Raw genomic sequence first — 25,320 nt, forward strand, 5'->3', positions numbered from 1 at the left:
GGGGCCCGGTTAATTAGTCGTGGATGTAGGGATAATCGGCCTGCACGTACACGTCCTTGTACAGCTCATCGGGCGTGGGGTAAGGCGAGTTTTCGGCAAACTCAACCGAAGCCTGAACAGCCGCTTTGATGCGCTCGTCAATGGCTTCGAGGTCAGCTTCGGTGGCGAAGTTGTTCGTCAGGATGGTGTGCCGCACGCCCTCAATGGCATCGCGGTGGCGGTAGTCCTCCAGCTCCTCTTTGGTGCGGTACTTGGCCGGGTCGCTCATCGAGTGGCCTTTGTAGCGGTAGGTTTTGAACTCGAGCAGCGTGGGGCCTTCGCCGGCGCGGGCGCGCTCGGCGGCGCGGGCCACGGCCTCGTGCACGTCTTCCACGCGCATGCCGTTCACGGGCTCGGAGGGCATGTCGTAGCTCAGGCCAATTTTGTAGAGGTCCGTCACGTTGGAAGTACGAGCCACCGACGTGCCCATGGCGTAGCCGTTGTTCTCAATCACGAAGATGACCGGCAGCTTCCACAACATGGCCATGTTGAAGGCCTCGTGCAGTGCGCCCTGACGCACCGCGCCGTCGCCCATCGAGCAGATGCAAAGCTTGCCTGTCTTGTTATACTTCTCGGCGAAGGCAATGCCCGCACCCATTGGCACCTGGCCGCCCACGATGCCGTGGCCGCCCATGAAACCAACTTCCTTATCGAAGATGTGCATCGAGCCGCCTTTGCCTTTTGAGCAGCCAGTAGCTTTGGCAAACAGCTCGGCCATCACGGCATTGGGCGAGGTGCCCAGCGCCAGCGGATGGGCGTGGTCGCGGTAAGCCGTGATGTACTTATCGCCTTTTTCCAGCGCCGATACCTGCCCGGCTACACAAGCCTCCTGGCCAATGTAGAGGTGGCAAAAACCTTTGATTTTCTGCTGACCGTAGAGCTGCCCGGCCTTGTCCTCAAACTTGCGCATGAGCTGCATTTGCTCGTACCACTGCAGGTACGTTTCCTTGGGGAACGTAGCCGTGGAGGCAGGCATCGTCGTAGCAGAACCTGATGCCGCCGCTGTGGGCTTATCGGTTCCAGGCATAACGGGGTCGGGCTGGGCCACGGTGGTCACACCGTTGCTCTTTCCTTTGGCAGCTTTGGCGGCTGAACCATTGGTAGCCTTCGGGGCCGTCGGTTTTTTAGAAGCAGCTTTTACTTTCGTATCCGCCATAGCACTGTTAAGGAAAGAATAATTCGCGTTGGGAGGGCGAAATTACGTAAAACTGCTGGCAAATCCGCACCTTATGACTCTTGACTCCCTCCAGCTTCTTTTTTTTAAAAATTACGACGACGCCGCGCTTCGTTTATCGCCCGGCCTCAATTGCTTCATCGGTGATAATGGGAGCGGCAAAACCAACTTGCTGGATGCGATTCACTACTTGTCTCTGACCAAAAGTGCCATTACTGCTTCAGACGCTCTTTGCATCAAGCAAGACGCTGATTTCTTTGTAGTTAAGGGTATTTTTTCTTCAAATAATATTACTGAGAAAGAAACTATCCAGGTAAGCCTCCGGCAGGGCCAGAAAAAGACTGTCACGCACGATAAGCAGGCCTATGAGCGCATGGCCGACCACATTGGCCGCTACCCCGCCGTGCTCATCTCCCCTTACGACACCGACCTGATTCGCCAGGGCAGCGAAGAGCGGCGCAAGTATTTCGACAGCCTCATGGCGCAGCTCGACCATGAGTTTCTGGAGCACCTCATCTCCTATAATTCCTTACTGCGCCAACGCAACGCCGTGCTTAAGCAAGGCGGGCATAGCAACGCCCATGGTTTTGACCGCGAATACTTACTAGCCATTGATGAGCAACTTGCGCCGTTGGGGCAGCAGCTTACTGCGCTACGTGAAGCCTTTCTTATCGACTACCTGCCCATCTTTCAGCGGCACTACGAGCAGCTCGCCGACGGCCGGGAACAAGTATTGCTTACCTACAAGAGCCAGTTGGCCGGGGCCGAATTTGCCCAATTATTGCGCCTCAATGAGCGCAAGGACTTCATGATGCAACGCAGCACCGTGGGCTCCCACCGCGACGACTTTGTCTTTCTGATGAATGACCAGCCGGTGAAGAGCCACGCCTCGCAGGGCCAGCAGAAGTCGTTCGCCATCGCTCTTAAGCTAGCCCAGTTTGAGTTGTTGGCAGCCAAGCAACAGAAGAAGCCCCTACTGCTGCTCGACGACATTTTCGACCGACTAGACGATAAGCGCATTGCCCGCCTGCTGGAGTTGGTCGCCGACGAGACCTTCGGTCAGGTTTTTCTTACCGATACTAATCTGGAGCGCACCGACCAGGCCTTGGCTCGGGTAGCGGTTCCCATCATCCGATTTCGGGTGCAGAATGGTACTGTGGCACCCGTTTAGGCTCCGCTCAGCAGTACCTTTGTGACTTTGCAACTGGCTTGCTGTCGCTAGTTGAACTTGCCTTAAAGTCGCGTGAAAAAACCCTCTGCTCCTTCCCGCTCCGGCGATATCATTCCACTCAAGGAAGGCCTCGAAGCGCTTGTTCGGGCTTACCGCCTGCAGGGCAAGCTCAACGAGGTAACCGTGGTATCGAGTTGGGAGCGGGTGATGGGCAAAGCTGTCGCTTTGAAAACCCAGGAAGTTTACGTGAATAAGGGTCGACTATTCGTGCGTCTCAGTTCCGCTCCGCTCAAGCATGAGCTACTCATGGCAAAGACCCGCGTGGCCGAACTTATCAATGCAGAAGTTGGGGAGACGGTGGTAACGGAAGTCATCTTCCTATAATCGTTTCGGCTCTGGTAGGCCCCTATTTTTTGGCCGATAGACCAACCCATTATCTGGGGCAAACCGATGCCATTTTGCAACTCTTGGCAAGTCAACTATCGGTTGTTGTAAGGCCCATCTTTACCGCAGAATAGAATTGGTGATTGAGCCTCTGTTGGTGACTATCCTCCGCTGCTTTTACGCTTCCAGAATCACCCTGGCTCGACTACTGCACCCATTAACAGAACAAAAATGTTTCACGTGGAACGTTTTTGTCACTTCGGGCCATACACCCTTAACAGGAGTTCATTGTATGCTTCGAGAAGAGCTATGTACTTAGTCTGGAGTGCTAATAACTGTTTAGACAGGTCAGCGTCGGTATTAAGTGTTTGCGTTACACGCGGTGTAACAGAGTTTACAATCGGGTTTTTTTGAACAGTTGTTACAAACGGCAATACAGATTGTTGTACACTTGTAATTTCGTCGGAAAAATCATGATTAATTATTTCTCCTATTCTTTTTACAAAGCTGTAATCGACTGTCTCATCTTTGAATTTACGGTAAATTGTCGGACGTGTAATACCTAGCTCGTCGACTATGCGAGTGATGGAAATACCGCTGTTTTTAATAGCTTCCTGAAGGATTTCGCCCTGGTGTGGCATAGAAATGATGTTGCGTAACGCTGATGCAAATATGTTTAATGTAACCCGATTAAACAAATGCAATTGAACATTAATTACACCTATATCAATGTTACGTAACTCCATCAAAACTGTTACACCATTACAAATTGCGTACAATATTGATTGTATTTACACTTTACAAATCACTATTGTAACACAAATTACATGTATGTTGATACACTGGAAAGTTTACTCAGCTGTCACCGGCCTAGCATAAAAACCACCCTTAAATAGGCCGTAGCTGAACTAAATCTAGAAATCGGTTTGGGTAGTCAGTTGTGATGCCGTCAACGCCGAGTGCGATTAAGGCTGCCATGTCGCACTGGTGGTTTACGGTCCATGGTACAAGCCGTAGGTTTGGGTATAGGGTCCGCAACTGATGCACTGGTGCGGCTGTAACAGTAGTAAAGTCGGGGCCCAACGTGGTGGGTATAAAGCCTAGCTCCTGTATACTGGCAAGCCAAGGTTGGTTGGCTTCAAGGAGCAGGCAGGTGGCGAGGTCGGGCTGTTGAAGATGGACGAGGCGAAGAACCCGTGGGTCGAAGCAGAGCACGGTGGTGCGGGCTGAAACTTGTGCCTCATCAATTTCTGCCAGGACCAAGGGCAGGAAAAATTCGGGAGCGGGATGAAAAATATTGTCCCCGGCCGGGCTGCTTTTTATTTCGATGGCGTAGCGAATTTGTGGGCGGCCGGAAGGACGGACTATGGCCTCAATGGCGGCCAACACTTCCCGCAATAGCGGCTTGTAGGCCCGCTCAGAAACTTGCTCAGGAAAGACATGATGATGCCGCAGGCCGCAGTCGCAGCGGCGAATAGTAGCGTAGGGCATCTGGTAAAGATTGAAGCGCGGAAAGGGGCTATTTTCGATAATTCTGCCTTCAGGGTCGAGGCAAATAGCCGGATTGAGCCAAGGTTCATGTGAAACGACAACCTGATGGTCGGCAGAAATAACCACGTCCATCTCGAGCACATCGACGCCGAGGGCGAGGGCGTGCAGAAAGGCTGGCAAGGTATTCTCAGGGCGCAGGCCACGACAGCCGCGATGGCCGTGAAGCTCCGGAAGTGAGGTTTGAGAGGAAACAGACATGGAGTGGGTATGTGAATGAGGGATAAGTAAAGTGTGCGGCGTAGCATGGACTAAGCGGGCCGCTAATGAAGTGCGGTGTTTGCTACATGGTTTGAGGTAATTTTACAGCTCATCCTAACCTTTTATGATTTCATGAAAAAACTACTGCTACTTGTTGTGTTGCTAGCCCTCGCAGCCGGCGGGTACTATTACTACCGAAGCCTGAAGCAAGGCCCGAGTGGCGCGCTGGTTTCGGCCGCCGCCGCAGTGCAGACGCACGACATGGCGATGTTTGAGAAATACGTCGATGTGAATAGCGTGACTGCCCACCTAGTGGATGATGTGGCGCAGCAGAGCTCGGCCCTGACTTCGCTGCTGCCTGGCGGCAGCCTGATGATGGGCGGAGCCATGCGGCTGCTGAAGCCCGCCCTGGCCAAGGCTGCACACCAGGAAGTGCAGCGCTATGTAGAAACGGGTTCGCTGGAAGCCGCAGCAGCAGCGGCTCCAAAGCGTATGGTAAACATTTCGCTCACGGGATTGGCCAACAAGATTGTGAGCCCGGAAAGTGAGTTTAAAGGCATCAAGTACACCCGGGAGGAGGGCGACAATGCGTTCGTAGGCCTGGAGGTGACCCAGCCCAAGTACGACACCACGATGGTGGTGGAAGTGAAGATGCGCCGCCAAGGCGACCATTGGCAGTTGACCCAGATTACGAACAGCGGGGAACTGCTACGCGGAGTTGCCCGGCTGGAGAAAAAGCGGCTGCTGAATTAGTTTAGCCAGCGCTTTCACAACGCTTTAAAAACGAAAACGCCCCGGCCGGATGGTCGGGGCGTTTTCGTTTTTAAAGCGTTGGTAATGCTTAAACGATGCCGGTGTTTGACTTGCCACGGCCGGCGAAGAGGTAATAAATGATAAGGCCACCCAAGGGGAAAATGAAAATGATAACAGCCCACAACAGCTTCTTACCAATGGTCCAAGGCTGACGGAAAACGTCGAGCAAGGCAATGATGTCGAGGGCAAGCAGAACGTAGCCCCATGTGGCCAGGCTGCCATCGTTGTTGAAGCGGCTGCACGAGGTGGCCAGCAGCATCAGCGGCAGGAGAAGGGCCGCGAGCGGCAGGCGGGAAGTGTAATGACGAAGGGTACGCATGACAGGGGAAACAAGGTGAAAGAATGTGTCTGAGCTTCCCTTACGCAATGAATTTCAAATAAGATATAAAAATCCGGCTTTATTAATAATAATCATCTGAAAATCAAATATTTAAACCGATAAACCGGCTGATTTGACGCACAAATTCAATGCCAGCGGCCGGCATGAAAATTAAGGTGAGCACGACCCCATAGATGGCGCCGTAGAAGTGGGCATCGTGGTTGATGTTATCGCCCCGGCGGCGGCCCTGGTAGTAGGAATAGAGTAAGTAGAGAAAGCCGAAGATGAAACCGGGGATGCCCACCGGGATGAACATCATATAGATTTTATTCAGGGGCGAGTAGATGACGCCGGCGAACAGCACGGAGGCCACGCCGCCCGAGGCCCCGAGGCTGCCGTAGTTGCGGTCGTCGCGGTGGCGGAAATAGGTAGGAATATCGGATACCACGATGCCGCCCAGGTAGAGCAGCAGAAAGCGCCAGATGCCGCCCATAGCCCCAAAGCCATCGAGGCCAGGCGCGCCGGTGCCGTTGACCAGCACGGCCAGCACCAGCTGCCCGAAGGAGTAGAAGGCAATCATGTTGAAGAGCAGGTGGCCCCAGTCGGCGTGTAGAAAGCCTGAGGTGAGGAAGCGGTACCACTGGCTATTGTCGCGGGCCACACGGTAAGGCCGGAGTATCCAAGACTCCATGAGGTCGTGGTTGGACCAGGCGTAGGCGGAAACGAGGACCGTGAGGCCGACGAGAATCAAGATAGGATTGAACACGGAGGATTAATTTTCGCGGTCCATAAGTTGGAGCGCGAGGTGATGCAGGGGCTGTTTGCGCTCGTTTGGCGCCGCTACACGCTCCAAATGCTGCAGAGCATCTTGGAAGTAAGAGTTGATAAGAGCTTCCGTCTGAGAGCGAATTTCGAGCTCGTCGTAGATGGCGCGAACCGCCTGCACTTTGGCGTCGGCATCAAGCACGGGCTGACCGATGTGTTGGGCCAGGATAGCCTGTTGGGCGGGACTGGCCTGTACCTGGGCGGAGAGCAGGAGGAAGGTCTTTTTATCGGAGATGATATCACCCCCTACGCGCTTGCCGAAGGTGGCGGCGTCGCCGTACACATCGAGCAGGTCGTCGCGCAGCTGGAAGGCCAGGCCGATGTCAATGCCGAACTGGCGGAGATGCTCGGCATCTTCCTCCGAGGTGCCGGCGAGGCGGGCCCCCAATTCCAGGCAGAAGCCGAGGAGCACGGCCGTTTTTAGGCGAATCATGTCCAGGTACTGAGCGATGCTGACCTGCGGTTCAGTCTCAAAATTCATGTCCCACTGCTGGCCTTCGCAGACCTCGGCGGCCGTCTGGCTGAAGCGGGCGAGGATACGCGGGAGTAGCGCAGGCGGCACGTCCAGGAACAGCTCGTAGGCGCGCACCAGCATCACGTCGCCGGAAAGGATGGCCACGTTGGGATTCCACTTTTCGTGCACGGTAGCCTGGCCGCGGCGCAGGGGAGCTTGGTCCATCAGGTCGTCGTGGAGCAGGGTGAAGTTGTGAAAGACTTCGGTGGCCAGGGCGGGCTTGATGATGCCGTTGAGGTCATCGGTGAAGAGGTGAGCGCCGAGCAACGTGAGCAGCGGCCGGATGCGTTTGCCGCCCAGGCCCATGATGTAGCGGATGGGGGCGTAGAGGGTATCGGGGGCCTGGCCGTAGTCGAGATGGGCGAGGGCGGCAGTGATGCTGGCGGGGAAGTCGGCTGGGGTCATAGGTGGTGCAAAGAACGGGGCTGGGCGCTGCCGGTTCCAACGGCGCGGACGGGCGGAACCTCACCCCCGGCCCCTCTCCCCAGGAGAGGGGAGCCGAGGCGGCGCTGATGCAGTAAACGCCCAGCTTACGACTGTTCTATGAGCCCTCGTATTTCTCCTCCACGTTCGCCAAAGCTTCACAGTCGCAATAGCTGCCGAAGTCACCTAGCCATTGCTTAATAGGTTCAAATACGAGGTTATTGTCTGCCGCAAATTGCTGGGTAAAACGCAATGTGTCGTCGCAACCATGCTCCGTCAACTGCTGGTCGAGATAATCGAAAAAGGCTTAAAGCTTCTCCTTAGGCATCGGAAGCGCCTCCAGTTTCTCAGCATTGGCCTTTCGGGTTAGCTCGTTTTGAATGGCCTTGCGACGTTGCTTTTCTTCTTGGGACGGCATGATTGAAAGGGGAATGGGTTCGTGATAAAGCTATGCAAAAAGCCCCGGCTCTAAATTGAGCCGGAGCTTGTGACTGGTTGGAAAGAGGGCTTGTCACGCCCCAAGGTTGGTCGCTCCGAGAGGACGGATTGCCACGGCCTACGGCCTCGCAATGACAGGCGGGTCCTACCGCCGCTTGCCCTTATGGCCGCCCTTGCTGTGGCCCTTGCCGCTGCTGTAGTCGCGGTAGCCGCGGGGCTCGCTGCTGCGCTGTTTACGCTCGGCGGCCTCGCGGTTTTTCACGAAGTCGGGGCGGTTATCGACTAGCTCGAAGTCGATGGTGCGGTCGAGGAGGTTGGCGGATTTTACTACCACTTCCATCACGTCGCCGAACTGGATGATGCGCTTGGTGCGGCGGCCCACGATGCGGTAGTTGTCCTTGTCGAGCTCGAACTCATCGCCGGGAATGTCGCTCAGGCGCACCATGCCTTCGCACTTGTTCTCCTCAATTTCGATGTACATGCCGCGCTCGGTGAGGCCCGACACCACGCCCTTGAACGTGTTGCCGATTTCGTCTACCATGAACTCGACCTGCTTGAACTTGATGCTGGCGCGCTCGGCATTCGCGGCCAGTTTCTCGCGGGCCGACGAGTGCTTGCACTCTTCCTCCACGGGCTCGGCCGGCACGTTCTTGCCGCCCTCCAGGTAGTGCTCCAGCAGGCGGTGCGCCATCATATCCGGGTAGCGGCGGATGGGCGAGGTGAAGTGCGAATAGTGGGCGAACGCGAGACCGAAGTGACCCAGCGGCTCGGTAGTGTAAATGGCCTTTGCCATGGTCCGGATGGCCAGGCCCTGCAGCACGTTTTGCTCGGGCTTGCCCACCACCTCGGAGCTGAGGTTGTTGAGCTCGGTGCTGATTTTTTTCGGGTTGTCGAGCTTCAGCTTGTAGCCGAATTTCTGGGCGAAGAGGGCGAAGGTTTGCAGGCGTTCGGGCTCGGGCGCTTCGTGCACGCGGTACACCATGGTGAAGCGCGGCTTGGTCTTTTTGAGGTTGAACACGAACTCGGCCACCTTGCGGTTGGCCAGCAGCATGAACTCCTCAATCATCTTGTGGGCATCCTTGCGCTCCTTCACGTACACGCCGAGCGGCTTGCCATTTTCATCCAGGCGGAATTTCACCTCCTGGGTTTCGAAGGTGATGGCACCCTGCTTGAAGCGTTGGGCGCAGATTTTATGCGCCATGTCGTTGAGCACATTTATCTCCACGGCGTAGTCGCCCTCCTTGCTTTCGATGCGCTCCTGGGCCTCCTCGTAGCTGAAGCGGCGGTCGGAGTGAATGATGGTTTTGCCGAACCACGACTCGTAGAGCTTGCCGTTCTCATCGAGCTCAAACACGGCCGAGAAAGTCAGTTTGTCCTCGTTGGGGCGCAGCGAGCAGAGGCCGTTGGAGAGGCGCTCGGGCAGCATCGGAATCACGCGGTCGACGAGGTAAACCGAGGTGGCGCGGTGCTTGCCCTCGCGCTCCAGCTCGGTGCCGGGGCGCACGTAATGGGTGACGTCGGCGATGTGCACGCCCACTTCCCAGTGCCCGTTTTCGAGTTGCCGGATGCTGAGGGCATCGTCAAAATCCTTGGCGTCGGCGGGGTCGATGGTGAAGGTGGTGATGTTGCGGAAGTCGCGGCGCCGGGCAATTTCATCCTGCTCGATGACCTCGCTGATGCCTTCTGATTCTTCCTCCACTTCGGCGGGGAATTCGAAGGGCAAGCCGAACTCGGCCATGATGGCGTTTATCTCGGCTTCGTTGCCGCCGGCCTGCCCGAAGTTGCGCACCACCTCGCCCACCGGCTGGCGGTGGTTGTCAGTCGGGAACTCGTTGATGCGGACCAGCACCTTGTCGCCGGTGCGGGCATCGTGCAGCAAATGCGGCGGCACGAACACGTCGAAGTACACCTTGCGGTTGTCGGCCTTCACGAAGCCGAGCGTGCCCTGCACTTGGAGCTGCCCCACGATTTCGGGGCGCACCCGCTTGAGGACTTCCACCACGTCGCCCATCGGGCGGCCGTCGCGGGAGCCGCTACGCAGGCGCACCCGCACCACGTCGCCCTGCAGGGCAAACTTGAGTTGGTCGGTGAACACCCGGATGTCGTCGCCGCCATCAACGCCCTCGGGCACCACGAAGGCGAAGCTGGGCGTAGCCAAATCGACGGTGCCGATGATGGTGTTGGAGGGGGCGCGCTCGGGGCGGTCGTCGCCGTCTACGTGGTCGAAGCCGGCCGAGCGGCGACGGTGCACAATGGGGTCTTGCCCGAACTGGGCCTGCACCGAAAGATTGCGGGGCGGCGTCACGGCCGACTCACCTTTCTTACCGCCTTTTTTGGCGCTGGACGGCATCAGGGCCGCCGCCACGGCATCGGCATCGGCGAGGCGGTATTCGTCGTTTTGGAGCAGCGTAATGAGGCCGTTTTTGCGCAGCACCTTGATGTGGGCAAATATCTCCTCGCGCTGGCCCTTGGTGGTGACGCCGAGGCGGCGCGAGAGCTGGCGGTAGGCCATCACCTTGGTGGGGTTGTCGGCGAAGACGCGCAGGACCTGGTCCTGGGTGATGGCCGCGGGTTCGGGCTTTTCGCGCTTGGCGCGGGGAGCCCGGGAGTTTTCGGGGGTATTCATTTGGGGTAAAAGTGGCCGCCGAAAAGTTGATTGGTCGCAGGCGGCGAGAGCGGAAATGGATTGGCTGGCTGGGCCGCGCCGCTTTATGAAACGCGGGCCGGGCCGGGAGGTTATGGTGCAGGCTTTAGGAGCCCGCGCGGGGTAGCGCCAAGCGTGGCAGCAGCCAGAATCGGGAGCTGCGGCGGCTTCTGGCGGCGCAAGGTAGGAGGCCGGCTGGGATGTAGCGCGGACTTTGTAGTCCGCGTCCCTGCGCGGTTTGATAATCGTTTGGGTATCGTTCTGGGACGCGGACTACAAAGTCCGCGCTACTGCTCGTGCTAGCAGGCTCTACGCCCGGCTGGCTACGGCGGCTTCGATGTCGGCCAGGCTATCCTTCGGGATGGCGGCTAGCAGGCCTTGGGTGTACTCGTGTTGGGGAGCGGCGTAGATGGCCGCCGCCGGGCCGCTTTCCACGATGCGGCCCTGGTGCATGACCAGCAGCCGGTCGCTCATAAACCGGGCCACGGACAGGTCGTGCGTGATGAATAGATAGGTGATGCCGAACTCACGTTTGAGGTCGTTGAGCAGGTTGAGGACCTGCGCCTGCACCGAGACGTCGAGGGCCGAAACCGACTCGTCGCAGACAATCAATTTGGGCTGCAAGGCCAGCGCCCGGGCAATGCAGATGCGCTGCCGCTGCCCGCCGCTGAACTCGTGCGGGTAGCGCTGGAAATGCTCGTCGCGCAGCCCCACGGTGCGCAGCAGCTCCAGCACCCTCGCCTTTTGCTGCTGGCGGGTGCCGCCCACGTTGTGCACGCGCATCGGCTCCCAGATGGCCTCGCCCACGGTCAGCATCGGGTTGAGGGCCGCGTAGGGGTCCTGAAACACCAGCTGCAAATCGCGCCGACGGCGGCGCAACTCCCCGCTCGACAGCTTGGCCAAATCGGTCCCTTCAAACAGGATGCTGCCCGCCGTTGGTTCCGTGAGGCGGAGCAGGGCCCGGCCCAGCGTAGTCTTGCCGCAGCCCGACTCGCCCACGAGGCCGATGGTTTCGCCGGGGTAGAGCGTGAAGCTGACGTTGTCGACGGCCCGCACGTAATCGGTGGCGCGGCGGAAGAAGCCCTTGCGGAGGGGGAAGTAGACCTGGAGGTTCTGCACCTGCAGCAGCGGCTCCGAAGCGTTGGGCATGGGGGCCGCTACGGGCTCGGAAACAGGCGCCGCAGTAAGCTCGGCAGGGCGTGGAACATCCCCCAAAACGCCATGTTCCACGGGGAACGTTTTGGTGGTTTCAGAATTATCCCGTAACTGCTGGGCCTCGATTTCGGGCGAGGAATCCGTAAGCGCCTCATTTTCGAGCGGAAGCACGGGCTCGGGCTGGGCCAATAATTGCCCGCTGGCGTCTTCCCGCATGAAATCGGCCACCACGGGCAGGCGTTTTTTGCCCACTGAGAGGCGCGGACGGCACGCCAACAGCCCTTTTGTGTACGGATGTTGCGGATTTGAAAAAATATCCAGCACCCTCCCCTGTTCCACGACCCGGCCGCGGTACATCACCAGAATGCGGTCGGCGATTTCGGCCACCACGCCGAGGTCGTGGGTGATGAAGAGGACGGCCGTGTTGTGCTGCCGGCGCAGGTCGTCGATGAGGCGCAGCATGCGGGCCTGCACGGTCACGTCGAGGGCCGTGGTGGGCTCGTCGGCGATGAGCAGGGCCGGGCGGCAGGCCATGGCCATGGCAATCATGACGCGCTGCTTCTGACCGCCCGATATTTCGTGCGGGTAGCTGCCGAAGATGCTTTCGGGGCGCGGCAGTTGGGCCTCGGTGAACAACTCGATGGTGCGGGCCTTGGCGGCGGCCTCGCTGAGGTCGGTGTGGAGGCGCAGGGCTTCCACCACCTGGCTGCCGCAGGTGTACACGGGGTTCAGCGAGGTCATCGGCTCCTGGAAAATCATGCCGATGTCGTTGCCGCGCACCTGGCGTAGGTCGGCTTCGGCGAGTTTCAGCAGGTCGGTCTGGCCCAGCTTTTCGGATTGGAAGAGGGCCTCGCCGCTGGCAATGCGGCCGGGCGGCATCGGAATGAGCCCCAGTAGCGCCAGCGACGTGACGGACTTGCCCGAGCCCGACTCGCCCACAATGGCCAGCGTCTCGCCCCGATTCAGGTCAAACGACACGCCATCGACGGCCCGCACGTCGCCGCGGTGGCTGGAGAAATCAATGGTGAGGTCGCGAACGGAGAGCAGCGGGTTGGGCACGGAGGGAAATTGGAGCAGCTTTAGGAGTGGTTTTGGGTATGCAAGAACGTCAATCTATGAGGACGGCAGCGCGGGTGGATTAGAAGCATGCTCACTCTTCTTCTCGAACCTCCCAGTCTAACTTACCCCAAGAGTAAAAAATATGGTAGCCGCAATGCTCCGTGAATACTGCTGTTTCGTTGAATTCGGGCGCTTCAATAACAAAGGCGTACTTGAATTCGACTTTTGAATCGTCTTCAAACTTGATATAGACGGTTGTATTTACGGGAAAATCAGACGCACCTAGCTTCTCGTGCTTGGTTTCGCCTTTAGCAATCAGGTAATCGCGCACCTTTTGCTTCCAACGTTCAGGTAAATCTTCGTGGCGCATTAGGCGAGGAGTTTGTTAGCTGCAGGAAAAAAGAGCCTTGATGCAGCATTAGACACATTTCGACGACACTAATCGGCTTCCTCATCATCAGATAACCACTGCGTCTCATCGTTGACAGGCTGCAGCAACCGTCCCTCAAGCCATGTTTTCATGAGGTCAGGTGTGAAATCAGGGTATTTGGTCTCAATCAGCCAAGACAAGAATTCATCCGGTCCACCGTTCGCATACGGAGGAGGTGAAACCGGATAAAAAGCTGTTGGCAGCCTCTCATAAACCGATACGTAGTTGACTACGTGCCCTAATTCCTGTACCACTTGCCACGCCAAAGGGTGCTGAATATCAATCTTGAACTTGACCCACCATAGGCCTTCATCAACTCCTGTCGCTATCGGTCCGCTAATGGCAGGCACTTGCAGCAGAAAGGATTGCAAAGATTCAAACAGGTTCTCATCCATAACTCATTGGCTTTAAACGAAGCGGTAAGAATATTTCGGTTCCGCTCATCATTACGCACTGCCCCTCCCCTGCTACGCCAGCTTCTCAGCGTCTGGAGCGACTAAGGGCGCACTTTCGGGGTGCGAGGCGGCAGATGGCTGCGATTCGTTGAAAAAGCGGCTCTGGTTGAGCAGAATCATCACCACGCCGATGAAGATGGAGGAATCGGCGATGTTGAAGATGGGGAAACCGCTGCTGTAGGAGCCGCCGATGAGGGGCCAGGATTTGGGGAAATAACCCACGTACAGCGGCACGTAAATCATGTCGATGACCTGGCCGTAGAACCAGCGCGTGGGCGAGCCTACCGGGGCATTATTGTAGAGTACGCCGTAGAAAATCGAGTCGATGAGGTTGCCGAGCGCACCGCCCAGAATCAGGGCCATGCAGGCGATATAGCCGGCAGCCACGCGCTGGCGGCACAGGCGGATGATGTAGTACACCAAACCCACCACGGCGAGGCTTCGGAAGGCCGTGAGCACCAGCTTGCCGTAGGGCGCGGGCAGTTGCGCACCGAAGGCCATGCCGGGGTTCAGGGTGTAATTCAGCTTGGCAAACTGGCCGAGCACGGGGATTTCACCAGCCGAACCGGGCTGCATGTAAGTGTGCACGGCCCACTTCGAGAACTGGTCGACGGCGATGATGAACAAGGCCAGCAGGAAGAATTTGGCGGCGGAATGCTGGCGGGTGGTCAGGGTTGGGTGCATTGCAGGCGGTGCCCGTAGGCAGCGAAAAACGGGCTATTAAAACGCAAAAGAACGTCATGCTGAACGTAGTGAAGCGTTTCTATTGCTTCGGCTGCGTTCCACATGACGTTCTGTGGTTGCTCAAAGAGGCTGCTACCCCAGATTCTCCGAGTCAGGAGCCACTAAGGGCTCGCTCTGTTTCTCTGCTACCGCTACAGGCTCTTCCTGCTTGAAAAAACGGCTCTGATTGAGCAGAATCAAGGCTACGCCGATGAAAATGGAGGAGTCGGCTATGTTGAAAATGGGCCAGAGCGACACGTACTTCCCTCCTATCAGCGGCCAGTTTTGGGGCAAAAAGCCTTCGTAAATGTCCACGTAGAGCATATCGATGACCTGGCCGTAGAACCAGCGCGTGGGCGAGCCAAACGGCGCATTATCGTAGATGATGCCGTAGAAAACCGAGTCAATCAGGTTACCGACGGCGCCGCCGAGGATGAGGGCCATGCAGGCGATGTAGCCGCCAGCAGCGCGCTGCTTGCAGAGGCGGATAATGTAGTAGCTCAGGCCAAAGACAGCCAAGAGGCGGAACCCACTGAGAACCAGCTTCCCATACGGCGCGGGCAGCTCGGCGCCGAAGGCCATGCCGGGGTTCAGCGTGTAATGCAGTTTGGCCCAGTGGCCGATGAGCGGGATTTCGCCCGCCATGCCGGGCTGCATGTAGGTGTGCACGGCCCACTTCGAGAGCTGGTCGATGGCAATGACGAACAGCGCCAGCAGGAAGAATTTAGCCGCGGATTGCTGGCGAGTAGTGAGGGTTGGGTGCATTCAGACGGTGCCAAAAGCGGCGAAAACGACGGCCTGATTTATTACCGTCCTTTTGTACCTTTTACAACTGATTGTCTGAGGTTTTGTGCGACCAAAGACGAGCTTATTGAGTGTTTGTGCGGCCGAGGACTCGCCGGGGTTTCAGGACCCCGGCGAGTCGTTCAGCATCAGGCAGTTGCGACCTCCAGCCGAACCGGCACGGAGTAGTCATCAAATTCGAGCACCGAGCCGCCGTTCACGTCGGCCGCAAAGTCGAGCGCGAGGGCTTGGGTTTCGGTACGGATGTAGTCGCCGAACGCGGCCACGGCGGCCGTGAGCTCGGGCTGCTGGTCGGCCAACGTGACGCGGATTTTGTCCTGCACTTCCAGGCCCGAGTCTTTGCGTAGGTTCTGCAGGCGGTTCACCAGTTCGCGGGCGAGGCCTTCCTGGCGCAGCTCGTCGGTCAGGGTCACGTCGAGGGCCACGGTGAGGGGGCCGTCGGTGGCCACGAGCCAGCCGGGCAGGTCGTCGGTGCGGATTTCCACATCGTCCGGGGCCAGGGTGATGGGCTGGCCATCCACTTCCACGGCGAGGCTTCCCTCCTTCTCCAGCTTCGAGATTTCGGCGGCCGTCATCTGCTGAATGCGGGCGCCCACGGCCTTCAGGCGCGGGCCGTATTGCTGGCCGAGGCGCTTGAAATTGGGCTTCACCGACTTCACCAGCACACCGCTTTCGTCGTCGAGGAATTCGATGTGCTTCACGTTGATTTCGGCGCAAATCAGGTCCTCCACGAGGCCGACTTGCTCCTTGGTCGTGTCGTTTAGCACGGGCACTAGGATGCGCTGCAGGGGCTGCCGTACCTTCAGCACCGACTTTTTACGCAGCGAGTGGGCCAGCGAGCTAATGCGCTGCGCCAGCTCCATGCGCTCCTCCAGCTTCTGGTCGATGCGGGCCAAATCGGCCTCCACCAGCAGCGTCAGGTGCACCGATTCCGGGGCCAGGGGCGTGTTTTTGGCCACGGCTTCGGCGCGCATGCCGTCGGTCATGTTCTTGTACAGCCATTCGCCGAAAAACGGCGCGATGGGCGACATCAGTTGCGCCACCACCACCAGGCATTCCTGCAGGGTTTCGAAGGCGGCGCGCTTGTCCTGGGTCAGTTCGCCCTTCCAGAAACGGCGGCGCGAAAGACGCACGTACCAGTTCGAGAGCTGGTCCGTCACGAAATCCTGGATGGCGCGGGCGGCCTTGGTGGGGTCGTAAGCATCCAGATAACCACGCACTTCCACAATCAGCGACTGCAGCTTGCTCAGCACCCAACGGTCCAGCTCGCTCAGCTCGGCCAGCGGCACGCGGTCGAATTCGCTGGTCTGAAACTCGTCCAGGTTCGCGTACAGCGCATAGAACGAGTAGGTGTTGAACAGCGTGCCGAAGAAGCGGCGCTGCACCTCCGTCACGCCAGCGGGGTCGAACTTGAGGTTGTCCCACGGTGGCGCGTTGGCAATCATGTACCAGCGGGTGGCATCGGGGCCGAACTGCTTGATGGTGGCAAACGGGTCGACGGCGTTGCCGAGGCGCTTGCTCATCTTGTTGCCATTTTTGTCGAGCACCAAGCCGTTGGCCATCACGTTCTTGAAGGCTACGGAGTCTTCCAGCATCACGGCCAGGGCGTGCAGCGTGAAAAACCAGCCGCGGGTTTGGTCCACGCCTTCGGCAATGAAATCGGCTGGGAAATTCTTCTGAAATTTCGCCTCGTTTTCGATGGGGTAATGCCACTGCGCGTAGGGCATGGCGCCGGAGTCGAACCACACGTCGATGAGGTCGGGCTCGCGGTACATGGGCTGGCCGCTGGGCGACACGAGGAAAATATCGTCCACGTAGGGCCGGTGCAGGTCCACTTTTTCGCCGTTGGCGTAGGGGTTGTGGGTCATGATTTCGGCCGCTACGGCCTTGTCAATCTCCGTTTTCAGCTGCGCGATGCTGCCGATGCACAATTCCTCGGTACCGTCCTGGGTGCGCCAGATGGGCAGCGGAGTGCCCCAGTAGCGCGAGCGGCTCAGGTTCCAGTCCACCAGGTTTTCGAGCCAGTTGCCGAAGCGGCCGGTGCCGGTGCTTTCGGGCTTCCAGTTGATGGTTTTGTTCAGCTCGATGAGCCGGTCCTTCACCGCCGTGGTCTTGATGAACCAGGAGTCGAGCGGGTAGTAGAGCACGGGCTTGTCGGTGCGCCAGCAGTGCGGGTAGGTGTGCTCGTACTTCTCCACTTTGAAGGCCCGGCCGCGCTCTTTCAGGCGCACGCTGATGTCCACATCAAGCGTGCGGTAGTCGGCGGCGGTGTCGTCGTGGCCGTCATAGTTTTTCACCCAGCGGCCGCCAAACTCGCCCATCTGGGCCACGTAGCGGCCTGTGCGGTCCACGATAGGGCTCATTTTGCCCTGGTCGTCCATTACCATCAGAGCAGGAATGTCGTTCTGCTGGGCTACGCGGAAGTCATCGGCGCCAAACGTGGGCGAGATGTGCACGATGCCGGTGCCGTCCTCCGTGGTCACGAAGTCGCCTGGGATGACACGGAAAGCCCGCTCCTCCCCTTCAAAAGCCGGAAAGCCAGCTTCCTGGTTGAACAGCCGCTCGTAGCTGATGCCCACCAGCTCGGCGCCAGTAAACTCAGCCAGCTGGCGCCAGGGCAGCACTTTGTCGCCGGCCTGGTAATCTTCCAGCGCAGCCTGCGCACCTTTTTCGGTGAAGTAGCGGCCCACCAAATCCTTGGCCAGCACCACCACCTGGGGCTCGTAAGTATAGGGGTTGAAGGTGCGCACCACCGCATAGCGGATGTTCTTACCCACGGCCAGGCCGGTGTTGGCCGGCAGGGTCCAGGGCGTGGTAGTCCAGGCTGCGATGAACACGGGCAGGCCGTCGGCCAGGGCAAACAGCTTCTCCGAAGCTGCATCACGCTTCACCTCGAATTCGGCCACGATGGTCGTGTCCTTCACGTCGCGGTAGGTGCCGGGCTGGTTCAGCTCGTGCGAGCTAAGGCCGGTGCCGGCCGCCGGCGAGTAGGGCTGAATGGTGTAGCCCTTGTACAACAAACCCTTGTCGTAAAGCTTCTTGAGCAGTGCCCAGCAGCTTTCGATGTACTCCGGCTCGAAGGTCACGTAGGGGTCGTCGAGGTCGACCCAGTAGCCCATTTTCTCGGTCAGGTCGTCCCACTGCGCCTTGAAGCGCATCACGGTTTCGCGGCAGCGCTGGTTGTACTCCTCAACGCTGATTTTCTTGCCGATATCTTCCTTCGTGATGCCCAATTCCTTCTCCACCTGCAGCTCGATGGGCAGGCCGTGGGTGTCCCAGCCGCCCTTGCGGGGCACTTGCTTGCCCAAAAGCGTCTGGTAGCGGCAGAAGATGTCCTTCACCGTGCGCGCCATCACGTGGTGGATGCCGGGGGCACCGTTAGCCGAGGGCGGGCCCTCGTAAAACACGAACGTGGGCTGACCTTCGCGGCTGCTCACGCTCTTTTCAAAGATGCCGTGCTCCTTCCACCAGGCGAGGATTTCCTCGCCCACCTGGCCGTAATTGAGCGGCTGCTTGTATTCGGGGTATTTCATTTATGTAGAGCAGTTTGCACGATATAGAGACGCGATACTTCGCGTCTCGTCGTTGCTGATGTTGTTAAGTCTGCGCGGGTTTGGTCGTTCGGGTAGGTCGTTCAACGGGGAGACGCGAAGTGTCGCGTCTCTACAAGTCGTTCTAGATTGAATAATCGCCTTCGTAATCGGAGGCTTTGTGCATTTCTTTCAGGTTCAGGTCAATGTCATCGTCTTCCTCGTGGTAGCTCTCATCGTAGTGCCGGATGAGGGCGTTGGTATCCGTGTCGCCCTTGCCGTGCTCAAACGTCACGAGTAGCGAAGGCAACAGAATCAGGTTGGAGAAGTTCGTAATCAACAACGACGCGGCCATGAGCATTCCCAGCGCCTTCGTGCCGCCAAACTCGCTGAAAGCGAATATGCTGAAGCCCACAAACAACACGATGCTCGTGTATATCATGCTGGTACCAGCCTCGCTCAGCGTCACCGACACGGCATCGCGCACTCGGCCACCATTAGCGGCCATTTCCTGCCGAAATTTAGCCAAGAGATGAATGGAATTGTCCCCATCAATGCCCAGCGCAATCACGAAAATCAGGGCTGTACTAGGCTTGAGCGCAATGTTAAAATAGCCCATAATGCCGGCCGTGAGAATCAGCGTCACGGCATTGGGGATGAGCGCAAACAACACCGTTTTGAACGAGCGGAACAGGATGAGCACCACCAAACCCACCAGCCCGAAGGCCATGAACAAGCTGTCCCGCAGGGTGTGAATGACGTACTCGTTGCCCTTGGTGAAGATGATGGTCGTGCCCGTGGGGCGAATGTCCATGCCCGTCCCTTTGAAGATGCGGTTCATCTCCGGGATGATTTTCGTGTTCATCAGCGTGTCCAGGTTCTGGGAGCCGATGTCGGCGATTTTCAGGCTGATGCGGGCCTTCTGGCTGGTGCTATCCATGAAGGAGCGCAGCAGCTTGCTGTTCATGCCCGCGCCACCAGCCGAGCCGCCCGAATTAGCCAGGGCACTGAGGATGAAGTTCTTTTCCGAGTTATCGGGCAAGCGGTAGAATTGCTGGTTGCCGTTGTAGAAGGCCTGCGTGCTGGCCTTCAGGAAGGTAACCAGGCTGACGGGCGGCGACAACTCCGGCTGCGTCCGCAGGAACTTCTCGAACTGGTCGATTTTCTCCAGGTTTTTCAGCTTGTACAAGCCCTTTTTCTTATGAGTATCTACTTCAAATTCCAGCGGCATCACGCCATTGAAGTGGCTTTCGAAAAAGGCCAAATCGGAGTTCACCGAGCTTTTCTTGGGCAGGTCGTCGACCATGTACGACACGGCTTCAATGCGCGAGATACCGATGGCAGCGCCCGCCACCATCACCAGCGCGGCGAGGTACACGGTGGCGCGGCGCTCCAGCACCAGGTGGTCGAAGAACTCCAGCAGCTTGGTGAGCGGCGCGGCGTCGAGGTGCTCCAGCTGCTTGGCCGTGGGCGGCGGCAGGTAGGTAAACACGGCCGGAATCAGGATGAAGCTGATGACGAAGGCCGCGAAAATGTTGATGGTGGCCACCAGCCCAAACTGATATAGAATGGCAATATCCGTGAAGGCAAACACGATGAAGCCCACGGCCGTGGTCGTGTTGTTCATCAGCGTGACGAGGCCGATTTTGCGGATGACCCGCGTCATGGCCAGCATCTGGTTGCCCGATTTGCGGTAGTCGTAGTGGTAGCGCGAAAGCAGGTAGGTGCAGTTCGGGATGCCGATGACGATAATGATACTGGGAATCAGACCGGTGAGTAGGTTGATTTTGAAGCCCAGCAGCACAATCGAGCCAATGCACCAGATAACCGTGACGCCCACCACAATGAGCGGAAACACCACCGCCGACCACGTCCGGAAGAACACCAGCAGCGTAATCCCGGTCACAATCATGGCCAGAATGGTGAAGAACTTCATTTCCCCGGCCACCTTGCTGGTCATGGTGGAGCGCACGTAGGGCAGGCCGGCGTAGTGCAGCTTAATGTTGGTTTTCTTCTCAAACTGCTGCGCGAAGCCCAGGATGTTGTTCATCACCGCCTGCCGCTTCGAGGAGTTCAGGTACTTGGGGTCCATCGTGAGGGCCAGCAGCGTGGCCCCGGTGCTGGGGCTGATGAGCTGGCCCTTATAGAACTCCACGCTGTTCACGACGCGCATCAGGCTGTCGAGCTCCTTCTGGCTGCGCGGCGGGGCTTTAAAAATGGGCGTGGCCACGAAGCGGTTTTCGGCCGTGTCCTTGCTGATGTTGAGCAGCTTGCTTACACTCAGCACGCCGTTTACGCCCTGCACTTTGGCCAGCGTGTCGGTCAGAATGCGAAACTCGTTGAAGTTGCCCAGCTTATACACCGAGCTGTCCTGCATGCCGATAACCAGCACGTTACCATCCTCACCAAACGTACGCTTGAACTGCCGGAAATACACCATGTCCGGGTCCTGCTCGCTCACCACCTGGGCAAAGTCGTAGGTCATTTCGACGTCCTTGGCCTTGTAGGCCATGAACACGGTGATGGCCGCCAGCACTGCAATCAGCGACAGGCGAAACCGGATGATAAAGACGGCGAGCTGTTCCCACATAATATCCTGCTAAAGAGGCAAAGTTACGCGAAGGCCGGGCGCGCGTTGGTCATTGCGAGTGCAGCGCAGCAATCCGGCCTCTCAACGCGACCAGCCTCGATATATAAAAAGCCCCGGCTCTAAACGAGGCCGGGGCTTATGGTAGCATGGACTCTGCGAGTCCGCGCGTTACAGAACGTTCGCTCCGGCGCGGACTCGCAGAGTCCACGCTACACGTTTCTACAGCTGCTCGAAAATCCGGCGGGGGCTCACGGCCTCGCCGATGTAGGCGCGCAGCTCCGAAATGGCCATGCGGGTTTGCTCGCGCGAGTCGCGGTGGCGCACGGTCACGGTGTTGTCTTCCAACGTCTGGCCATCGACCACGATGCAGAAAGGCGTGCCGATGAGGTCCTGGCGGGTGTAGCGCTTGCCGATGGCGTCGCGCTCTTCCAGCACCAAGCGGAAGTCGTACTTCAGCGAGTCGAAAATTTCCTGGGCCTTCTCGGGCATGCCGTCTTTGCGCACCAGCGGGAAGATGGCAGCCTTCACCGGGGCCAGGGCCGGGTGCAGCTTCAGGAACGTGCGGGTTTTGGTTTGCTGGGCGTCGCCCTCGCCTTCGGTGATGGTTTCTTCCTGATAGGCGTTGCAGAGCGTGGCCAGGAACAGGCGGTCGGCACCCACCGAAGTCTCCACTACGAAGGGCACGTAGTTGCCGTAGGCTTTGCCGGTGGCGGGGTCGATGTCGGCGTCGAAGTACTGCTGCTTCTTGCGGCTCAGGTTCTGGTGCTGGGTCAGGTCGAAGTCAGAGCGCGAGTGAATGCCCTCGATTTCCTTGAAGCCGAAGGGAAATTCAAACTCGATGTCCACGGCGGCCTTGGCGTAGTGGGCCAGCTTGTCGTGGTCGTGGAAGCGCAGCTTCGCGGCCGGCAGGCCAATGGCCTCGTGGAAGCGGCGGCGGGCGGCCTTCCAGGTGTCGTACCACTCCCCTTCGGTGCCAGGACGCACGAAGAATTGCATCTCCATCTGCTCAAACTCCCGCATGCGGAAGATGAACTGCCGGGCCACAATCTCATTCCGGAAGGCCTTGCCGATTTGGGCAATACCGAATGGCACTTTCATGCGGGCCGACTTCTGCACGTTCAGGAAGTTCACGAAAATGCCCTGGGCCGTTTCGGGGCGCAGGTACACGGGTGGCGCGTCGCCGTCCACGGCCGAGCCTTGCGTGGAAAACATCAGGTTGAACTGGCGCACCTCGGTCCACTTGCCGGTGCCGGATACCGGGCACTTAATATCTTCGTCTATGATGAGCTGGCGCACGCCAGCCAGGTCGTTGTCGGTGAGCAGGCGGCCCATCTCGGCGGTGAGGGCGGCGCCGCGGGCGGGGTCGCCAGCTTTTTCGTACTCGGCGGCTTTTTCTTCGAGCAGCACGTCGGCGCGGTAGCGCTTCTTACTGTCGAGGTTATCAATCATGGGGTCGTTGAAGCCCGCCACGTGGCCGCTGGCCTCCCAGGTGCGCGGGTCCATGAAAATGGCCGCGTCGAGGCCCACCACGTTGCCGTGCAGCTGGGTCATGGCGTCCCACCACAAGCGCTTGAGGTTGTTTTTAAGCTCCACGCCGTTGGGGCCGTAGTCGTACACGGCGGCCAGGCCGTCGTAGATTTCCGAGGACTGGAACACGAAGCCGTATTCCTTGGCGTGGGCCACGATGTCTTTGAGTTGTGCGGGTTCAGATGCTGGGTTCATACCCACAAAAGTAGGCCGATGCGGCGCAAGCTGAAACTTCTGCGTAGAAGGCGCGCCCGTTTGTCATCCTTTGCTCCGCTCAGGATGACAACTACGTCACAATTCGGTAACATATCCACAGTCAGCCCTATTCCTACCTTTGACGCATGATTGCAATCAATTTCCCACAAACCCGCCTTTTATGTTTGGTTTAGAACCTCACGTACTTCTGCTCCTCGGCGTGTGCCTGCTGGCCGCCTGCGCGTTCGAGTTCGTGAATGGCTTCCACGACACGGCTAACGCCGTGGCCACCGTTATTTACACCAACGCGCTGCGGCCCTGGGTGGCCGTGGTGTGGTCAGCTTTCTGGAATTTCATCGGCGTGTTTGCCGGCGGCATTGGCGTGGCCATGGGCATCGTGTACCTGCTGCCCGTCGAAAGCCTGGTTGATGCCAACGTGTACCACGGCATTGCCATGGTGGGCGCGCTCATTCTGGCCGCCATCATCTGGAACATCGGCACCTGGTATTACGGCATTCCAGCCTCCAGCTCACACGCCCTCATTGGGTCGATTCTGGGCGTGGGCATTGCCTATTCGTTGCTGCCCGAGTCGCGCGGCACGGCCGTAAACTGGACCAAAGCCAGCGAAACGGGCGTAGCCCTGCTGGTGGGCCCGTTGCTGGGCTTTGCCCTCACCATCGGCATGATGTTTCTGTTTAAGCGCTTTTCGCCCAGCAAGGCCATCTTTAAGGAGCCGCACAAGCGCAAGCCCCCACCCCTCTGGATTCGCCTGCTGCTTATCACCACCTGCACGCTGGTGAGCTTTTTCCACGGCTCCAACGACGGCCAGAAGGGCGTGGGCCTGGTCATGCTGATTCTGATTGGCATCGTGCCCTTCCGCTTCGCGCTGGACGAAAGCAAAAACCCGCTCGACCTGCGCGATTCACTGAGCAAAGTGGAGTACGTCATCGGCCGCGTAAACCGCGCCGACCTCAGCCCCAACGACCAGAAAAACCTGGTTGAAATCCAGGAAAAAACGGCCGACCTCGACCGCATTTTTGCCGGCAAAACCGACATCAAGCAACTACCCCAGCAAACGCGCTTCGAAATCCGTCGCGACGTGCTGCTGCTCACCAACCGCGCCAAAAAACTCCTCGGCTCCGAAAAAGTGAGCCTGAGCACGGCCGACCGCAAAAGCTACGACGAGGCTTCTACGGAGATGAAAAAATTCACCGACTATGCCCCCTGGTGGGTGCTGCTCATGGTGAGCCTTTCGCTGGCCTGCGGCACCATGATTGGCTGGCAACGCATCGTGAAAACCATCGGCGAGCGCATCGGCAAAGAGCACCTGAGCTACGCCCAGGGCGCCAGCTCTGAGCTGGTGGCCGCCGCCATGATTGGGGCCAGCACCTGGCTCAACCTGCCTTCGTCGACCACGCACGTGCTCACTTCGTCCATCGCGGGCAGCATGGTGGCCAGCCGCGGCGTGAAGAACATCAACCCCGGCATGGTGCGCAACATTGCCCTAGCCTGGGTGCTCACCCTGCCCGTGACCATGGTGCTCTCGGGCCTGCTGTTCCTGTTGTTCCGCGCGGTGCTGTAGCGCCAAGCTCAACCGGTCAAAACACAAAAAAGCCTGTCTCTATCCGAGGCAGGCTTTTTTATTGGTCAGGAATTCAGGCATTGGCCCATTTTGAAACCAAGCATCCCAGAACGGGGATAAGCCCCCCGTTTTCATGCCTTTATCCACTTATCCACAGTCGAAATCGACTGAAATGTGGATAAACTCAACTTACTTGGGCCACTGCACCTCCATGTCGTCGTTGATGAATACGCCAAAGTTGACGAACTGCAGCTCGCCTTCTTCGAAGTATAAGTCAATCATCGACTTCTCGTAGGACAGGCGGATAGCGCCTTCTTCCATGGTTTCGAGTTCGGGCGTGGTCTGGCCGTGGCGCTCCATGAGAGCCTTCACCTGGTCTACGCTCAGGCCGTAGATGGCCTCGCCGTAGAGGCGCATGTTGGGGTTGTCGGTTTCGATGCAGCTCAGGCGGAAATCGTCTTCGCGGTCGAAATAGAGCGAGAGCAGGTAGTCTTCCTCGTGGTAGTTCCAGGCCTGGTGCTCGAAGTCGTCGTCTTCGTCCGACTCTTCAATTTCCTCGGGCTCGCCCACGAGAGTACGCACTTCGTCCATGGTGGCGCCGAAGCGCAGCGGGCCCATGCCGGTGCCCAGAATAATTTCGTTTTCCTCGATGCTGGAGGATTGGGGAGTGCTCATGCGGGTTGGGGTGAAGGGTAGGTAGCAAAGGTAGGCAGGGAGGTTGGGTGTTCGGTAGGTCACGCCTGTCATCCTTCGCTGCGTTCAGGATGACACACGGGC

The 25,320-nt window shown here is 58.4% G+C and carries 20 protein-coding genes and 1 pseudogene; 4 read left to right on the plus strand and 17 right to left on the minus strand.

The window, feature by feature from the left end; genetic code table 11:
• Positions 1-13: 13 nt before the first annotated feature.
• A complete protein-coding gene (gene pdhA, locus I7X13_RS19765; protein ID WP_198069710.1) occupies positions 14-1,015 on the minus strand; it encodes a pyruvate dehydrogenase (acetyl-transferring) E1 component subunit alpha in 1,002 nt (333 codons plus the stop codon).
• 253 nt (positions 1,016-1,268) lie between these two features.
• Between pdhA and recF the strand changes: the two genes are divergently transcribed.
• Together recF and I7X13_RS19775 are read left to right on the plus strand one after the other, a co-directional pair.
• Positions 1,269-2,384: a DNA replication/repair protein RecF gene (recF, locus tag I7X13_RS19770; RefSeq protein WP_198076793.1), complete on the plus strand. Its 1,116-nt coding sequence runs from the start codon at positions 1,269-1,271 to the stop codon at positions 2,382-2,384.
• Between the two features lie 72 nt (positions 2,385-2,456).
• Positions 2,457-2,768 carry a DUF721 domain-containing protein gene (locus I7X13_RS19775; RefSeq protein ID WP_198069578.1) on the plus strand — a complete coding sequence of 104 codons (312 nt, stop codon included), beginning with the start codon at positions 2,457-2,459 and terminating at the stop codon, positions 2,766-2,768.
• A gap of 254 nt (positions 2,769-3,022) precedes the next feature.
• Here the strand turns inward: I7X13_RS19775 and I7X13_RS19780 are convergent, their stop codons facing one another.
• Both I7X13_RS19780 and I7X13_RS19785 read right to left on the minus strand, forming a co-directional pair.
• A complete protein-coding gene (locus I7X13_RS19780; RefSeq protein WP_198076794.1) occupies positions 3,023-3,409 on the minus strand; it encodes a helix-turn-helix domain-containing protein in 387 nt (128 codons plus the stop codon).
• Positions 3,410-3,656: 247 nt separating this feature from the next.
• A complete protein-coding gene (locus I7X13_RS19785; protein WP_198076795.1) occupies positions 3,657-4,517 on the minus strand; it encodes a glycerophosphodiester phosphodiesterase family protein in 861 nt (286 codons plus the stop codon).
• Between the two features lie 132 nt (positions 4,518-4,649).
• Between I7X13_RS19785 and I7X13_RS19790 the strand changes: the two genes are divergently transcribed.
• On the plus strand, positions 4,650-5,270 hold the full coding sequence (locus I7X13_RS19790) for a hypothetical protein (RefSeq protein ID WP_198076796.1): 621 nt from the start codon (positions 4,650-4,652) through the stop codon (positions 5,268-5,270).
• Between the two features lie 88 nt (positions 5,271-5,358).
• Here I7X13_RS19790 and I7X13_RS19795 read toward each other — a convergent pair whose 3' ends face one another.
• The 13 genes and pseudogenes from I7X13_RS19795 to I7X13_RS19855 form a co-directional block, all read right to left on the minus strand.
• Entirely contained in the window at positions 5,359-5,649 is a 291-nt protein-coding gene (locus I7X13_RS19795) for a PLDc N-terminal domain-containing protein (RefSeq protein ID WP_198069574.1), read from the minus strand.
• Between the two features lie 103 nt (positions 5,650-5,752).
• Positions 5,753-6,415 carry a rhomboid family intramembrane serine protease gene (locus I7X13_RS19800; RefSeq protein WP_317191595.1) on the minus strand — a complete coding sequence of 221 codons (663 nt, stop codon included), beginning with the start codon at positions 6,413-6,415 and terminating at the stop codon, positions 5,753-5,755.
• Positions 6,416-6,421: 6 nt separating this feature from the next.
• A complete protein-coding gene (locus tag I7X13_RS19805) occupies positions 6,422-7,393 on the minus strand; it encodes a polyprenyl synthetase family protein (protein WP_198076797.1) in 972 nt (323 codons plus the stop codon).
• Positions 7,394-7,529: 136 nt separating this feature from the next.
• Positions 7,530-7,703 (minus strand): annotated as a pseudogene (locus I7X13_RS22060) (DUF2695 domain-containing protein); the annotation flags it as partial.
• A 291-nt stretch (positions 7,704-7,994) separates the two neighbouring features.
• Positions 7,995-10,475: a ribonuclease R gene (gene rnr, locus I7X13_RS19815; protein WP_233454865.1), complete on the minus strand. Its 2,481-nt coding sequence runs from the start codon at positions 10,473-10,475 to the stop codon at positions 7,995-7,997.
• 327 nt (positions 10,476-10,802) lie between these two features.
• The gene (locus I7X13_RS19820; protein ID WP_198076799.1) at positions 10,803-12,707 is read right to left on the minus strand and encodes an ABC transporter ATP-binding protein; all 1,905 of its coding nucleotides are present in this window, start codon (positions 12,705-12,707) and stop codon (positions 10,803-10,805) included.
• Positions 12,708-12,798: 91 nt separating this feature from the next.
• Positions 12,799-13,077: a hypothetical protein gene (locus I7X13_RS19825; protein WP_198076800.1), complete on the minus strand. Its 279-nt coding sequence runs from the start codon at positions 13,075-13,077 to the stop codon at positions 12,799-12,801.
• A 68-nt stretch (positions 13,078-13,145) separates the two neighbouring features.
• Entirely contained in the window at positions 13,146-13,532 is a 387-nt protein-coding gene (locus I7X13_RS19830) for a hypothetical protein (protein WP_198076801.1), read from the minus strand.
• 72 nt (positions 13,533-13,604) lie between these two features.
• The gene (locus tag I7X13_RS19835) at positions 13,605-14,276 is read right to left on the minus strand and encodes a lipoprotein signal peptidase (protein ID WP_198076802.1); all 672 of its coding nucleotides are present in this window, start codon (positions 14,274-14,276) and stop codon (positions 13,605-13,607) included.
• Between the two features lie 132 nt (positions 14,277-14,408).
• Positions 14,409-15,080: a lipoprotein signal peptidase gene (locus I7X13_RS19840; protein ID WP_198076803.1), complete on the minus strand. Its 672-nt coding sequence runs from the start codon at positions 15,078-15,080 to the stop codon at positions 14,409-14,411.
• Positions 15,081-15,247: 167 nt separating this feature from the next.
• The gene (ileS, locus tag I7X13_RS19845) at positions 15,248-18,652 is read right to left on the minus strand and encodes an isoleucine--tRNA ligase (protein ID WP_198076804.1); all 3,405 of its coding nucleotides are present in this window, start codon (positions 18,650-18,652) and stop codon (positions 15,248-15,250) included.
• Between the two features lie 142 nt (positions 18,653-18,794).
• Entirely contained in the window at positions 18,795-21,239 is a 2,445-nt protein-coding gene (locus I7X13_RS19850; protein WP_198076805.1) for an efflux RND transporter permease subunit, read from the minus strand.
• A gap of 219 nt (positions 21,240-21,458) precedes the next feature.
• Complete coding sequence (locus tag I7X13_RS19855) at positions 21,459-22,961, minus strand: glycine--tRNA ligase (RefSeq protein ID WP_198076806.1); 1,503 nt, start codon at positions 22,959-22,961, stop codon at positions 21,459-21,461.
• A 181-nt stretch (positions 22,962-23,142) separates the two neighbouring features.
• On the opposite strand from I7X13_RS19855, the gene I7X13_RS19860 reads away from it, so the two are divergent.
• Entirely contained in the window at positions 23,143-24,543 is a 1,401-nt protein-coding gene (locus tag I7X13_RS19860) for an inorganic phosphate transporter (RefSeq protein ID WP_198069565.1), read from the plus strand.
• A 189-nt stretch (positions 24,544-24,732) separates the two neighbouring features.
• On the opposite strand, the gene I7X13_RS19865 is transcribed toward I7X13_RS19860, so the two are convergent.
• Positions 24,733-25,218: a hypothetical protein gene (locus I7X13_RS19865; RefSeq protein ID WP_211532064.1), complete on the minus strand. Its 486-nt coding sequence runs from the start codon at positions 25,216-25,218 to the stop codon at positions 24,733-24,735.
• Between the last annotated feature and the right edge of the window lie 102 nt (positions 25,219-25,320).

The sequence above is a fragment of the Hymenobacter negativus genome, from assembly GCF_016056375.1.
Lineage (GTDB): Bacteria > Bacteroidota > Bacteroidia > Cytophagales > Hymenobacteraceae > Hymenobacter > Hymenobacter negativus_A.